Source organism: Mesorhizobium sp. M4A.F.Ca.ET.020.02.1.1, assembly GCF_004022645.1.
Classification (GTDB): domain Bacteria; phylum Pseudomonadota; class Alphaproteobacteria; order Rhizobiales; family Rhizobiaceae; genus Mesorhizobium.
The window spans coordinates 1-3,994 of sequence record NZ_RZOI01000577.1 but is presented as its reverse complement, the minus strand read 5'-3'; the positions used below and the strand labels follow the sequence as shown (position 1 = coordinate 3,994).

General features: G+C 64.5%; 3 protein-coding genes and 1 pseudogene. All 4 read right to left on the bottom strand.

Annotated elements, in window-relative coordinates:
* Positions 1–211 (bottom strand): annotated as a pseudogene (locus EN742_RS27055) (ABC transporter substrate-binding protein); the annotation flags it as partial.
* Positions 212–401: 190 nt separating this feature from the next.
* Positions 402–1,094 carry a transglycosylase SLT domain-containing protein gene (locus tag EN742_RS27050; protein WP_126056485.1) on the bottom strand — a complete coding sequence of 231 codons (693 nt, stop codon included), beginning with the start codon at positions 1,092–1,094 and terminating at the stop codon, positions 402–404.
* A 136-nt stretch (positions 1,095–1,230) separates the two neighbouring features.
* Entirely contained in the window at positions 1,231–1,599 is a 369-nt protein-coding gene (locus tag EN742_RS27045) for a hypothetical protein (protein WP_126056484.1), read from the bottom strand.
* A gap of 75 nt (positions 1,600–1,674) precedes the next feature.
* Positions 1,675–3,994 (bottom strand): DUF5801 repeats-in-toxin domain-containing protein (locus EN742_RS40100; RefSeq protein WP_281034999.1); only part of this gene is annotated, 2,320 nt, incomplete at its 5' end.

Genomic DNA, 3,994 nt, shown 5'->3' with positions numbered 1-3,994 from the left:
TGGCCGGCCCCGTGCCGAGCGACTGCGTCGCCGTTACCGCCTGCGGCGCGGCGGCAATGGCGCCGTCGGCCGGCGTGCCGGGCGACGCGACCGCGGCCGGGTCGAGCGCCTCGCTGACGCTGCCTTTCGACTGGCAGCCCGAAACGGCAGCCAAAAATGCGAGCGCCATCGCCCGTGTCCACGGGCAGGAAAGCCGCCGGCCAAGTTTCATGATCGCTCCATCCTGTGTGCCGCCGGTCGTGGCGACAACGTTCCCGGGTCCCATCCCGCGGCACGCCTTGCGCTGCTTTGAATTCCGGCCTCTCCCGGAGCGGTTCATCGTTTCACGGAAAATCACGCCGCTCCACCTCTTTGTTTCGACGCAATTCCGGGTGGAAAGGCGCTTCCTGGAATTGCTCCGGCTAGCCGTCGAACAGCTGCGCCCGCAGCGCCCTGATCCGCCTGGCCTGGCCGGCGCTCCGGTAATCGGCGCACCGCATGTAGCGCGGTCCCGGCACGAAGATCCGGCGCACGCAGGTGCGGTTCTCGCCGGCGGGGCTGGCGTCGGCGCCCGATAGCGCCGAAAAGCCGAACGTCGCCACCGGCAAGGGTCCCGTCACCGGCAGTCCTTCCCTGGTCAGGATCGCGCGCGCCCGCTCGCAGTAGCGCACCGAAAGCGCGGAGAAGCGGCTCTCATTGTGTCCGGCGCGGTATTTCATCACGGTGGTGCAAAGATCGCCCGCGGCCAGCTTGTTGGCCAGCGCCAGATATTCGACGCCAAGCGCGATGTTGGTGGCGGGCAGGCCGAGTTCGTCGAGCGAGCCGCGGAAGCCCAGCATGCGCGCCGTCGCCGGCATCACCTGCATCAATCCGACCTCGCCGTCAGCGCCGCGCGCCTGCGGGTCGAAGCCGCTTTCGATCTCCATCACCGCATGCGCCAGCACCGGCTCCAGCCCGTAGATCGATGCCTGGCAGCTCGCATAGGCCTTGAACGCGTCGCGCGTCCATGCCCCGCTGGCGGCGCAGCCGGTCTGTCGCGGCCGGTCGGCCATCCGTTCGACGGAGGATCGTTCCGAGGCGCCGGCATTCGTGCCTAGCAGGACAAAGCCGGCCATGCAGATTCCGGAAAAGCGTCCGACGCTTTTCCGGCAAGAATCCGCGACAAGCAAGAAACCTTGGGCGACCGCTGCGGCGATCGCCCTCGACAGTTTTCTCTTTTCCGTCATCGCCAGCCGGCCGGCGTGCTGGCGGTCAGTGCATGTATTCGACCATGCGATCGTGGAAGCACTCGCATTTGTTGAGCGTGTCTTCGTCCTTGTAGTTCGTCTTCAGGTAGCCATAGGCCATGCCGCAGTAGGCCTTGGCTTCCGAAGCCCAGACGAAGGCGGGGCGCGACGAGTTGATCCACTCCGGGCTTTTGGCGACGGCGACCGACTCGTCCATCAGTTTCACCACCTGGGCCTTGAGGTCGACGATGTTGTCGGTCAGCACCAGGTTGGAAGTCCCGACGGTGCGGCAGTAATCGGCCGCCGGGCCTTCGATGATGTCGGCGGCACGCCCTGCCGATCCGACCAGCAACAGTGCCGCGGCTGAGACCAGCAGTCTTGCGGAACGCTTCATGATAAAGTCCCCTCCAGAATCCTAATATTCGAGTTGCTAATACATAGCATGGCCAAGTCCCGTTGCGCCATGCCGCTAGACCACATTTGCCGTCGTCGTATGCGTGGTCGTCCCATCGTCGTAGAGCAGCGTGATGGTGTTGGCCGCCGGGTGGTTCGTGAGTTGCGCCACTTCGACGAAGTTGGCCGGATTTCCCGAACCGCTGGTGTCGACACTGAGCGTGCCGGTCCCCGCATCGTAGTTCACGAAGTTGCCGATGTTGCCGCCGCCCGGGGCCGTGTCGAACAGGGCGGTCAGGTCGATCTTGTCGCCTTCTCCGCCGACACCGCTGTAGTCGACGATCAGGTCCTTGATGTCGAGGTGGTCAAGCTTGAACGTGTCGGCGCCCGTGCCACCGGTGAGCGTGTCCTGGCCAGCGCCGCCAATCAGCAGGTCGTTGCCGCCAAACCCTTGCAGGATATCGTCGCCGCCGTTGCCGTTCAGCGTGTCGCCGTTGGCCGTGCCCTGCATCGTCTCGGCGTCCGCCGTGCCGGTGTAGGTGACGCCATTGGTGACGTGGACGTCCAGTTGCTGTGCCGTTGTCGTGTCGTTGTCCGCGTCCTTCAGGGTGACGTTGAAGGTCAGATCGGCGTTCTGAGCCGTCGTCGTGGTGCTGACCAGGCCGATATCGGAGATCTTGAAGCCGAGATCATTCGAATCGGAACTGATGTCTTGGGTCGTGGTGCTCGCCCCGCCGGCACCGATGGCGCCATTGAGGTTGATGGCGGTGCCGGAGATGCCCTCGTCGGTCGGGGTGATCTGCGCCCCAACCAGCACGTAATGCTGCCCAGCGGCATTGTAGTCGTTCGATTCGATGATCAACAGGCCGTCATTGTTGTCGAGGGTTACACTCGAGTAGGCGCCAGGACCGGAGCCCGGGCCCTTGAAGATGTCGGCGTTCTCTACGTACATCGCCTTGGTTGTGTATTCGTTGGTCGTCGGATCGTAGAGCTTGAGGATGACGATGAAGTCTTCGGTATTCCCGATACCGTCGAACTTCAGGAACATCGAGCTCACCTGGGCATCGGGCGTCAGGCCGGTAAATCCTGTCGGGTTCGTGGTGAAGAAGTCCATGTCCATGACTTCTCCCTTGCCCATCGTGTCGCCGGCAACGCCGTTTGCCGTGCCCGAGATGGACACGTATGTCGAGGCCTGGGTGATCAGTTCTCCGTTCACGAAGGTAAGCGTGCTGCCGTCGACCGAGCCCGCTTGCAGGTTGTTGGCTCCGGTGCCGTTGCCTGGTTCCGCGTAGCCGGTGAACTGGATGAACAGGTTCGAATTGACCTGCGCCACCGCCACTTCCGGCTGGGTGTTGTCGGTCGTCGAAGACCCCGGCTGATAGCCGGTGATGGAAGACGAATTGCTCACTGTGCTGATCGTCACCGCGGAAATCGGATCGGCCAGGTCAACGGTGTAGGTGCCCGCCACCTTGTCGAAGGTGAGTGTGCCCGTTTCCTGGGTCGTCGCTCCGCCCGTGAGATAGCTGAAGCTGATGTTGAACACAGCCTGTGTCGAGGTCTCGGAGGCCCAGGTTACGGTCGGCGCGGTGATCGCGTTCCCGGCCACGGTCCCGGCCAAGGTGATGGCGGCAAAGTCAGAATTGAGGCTGCTGTACGTGGAATGGCTGTCAGCTCCGATGGAGTAGTCGAACACGCCGGTTCCGCTGACGGTGCCGCTGTTGGCGAAATAGAGGTCCGTCTTGTCGAGAACCGTCGGGACGTCGTCGTCGAAGCCGATGTTGCCGCCCAGATCGGTGCTCACCGTCGAGGTCGCCTGGTCGTGGTCGCCATCGGTCACCGTCGCCGTCGCCGACAGCGTCACCAGGCCGCTGCCGAGGTCGATGTGGGCGTTGTTGTTGGTGGTGTCGAGGCTCTCGGGCAGGTGGTCGATCTGCTGGGACTGGGTCAGCGTCACGGTGCCGTTCGCATCGACGGCGATCCTGAAGATCTCGCCATGCGAGGCGGTCGAGCCGACGATGTCGTTGCCGACCTTGGCCAGGGTGATCGCTTCACCCTGGCTGGTCAGGCCGGAGGCCGAGTTGGTGACGTTGAGCGTGTAGCCGCTGATCACCGTCGAGCCGGCGCCGTCGGCGCCATAGCTCGGCGTCACCGCCGCCAGGAAGGCGGCCGCGAAGCTCGCGCTCGCCGTGTCGGAGGCCGGCCCGATCGTCTGGGCGTCCTGCGTCACCAGCGTGATGGCGCTCTCGTTGACCGTGCCGACCGTCAGCGACGGGACGTCGTCGTCGAAGCCGATGTTGCCGCCCAGATCGGTGCTCACCGTCGAGGTCGCCTGGTCGTGGTCGCCATCGGTCACCGTCGCCGTCGCCGACAGCGTCACCAGGCCGCTGCCGAGGTCG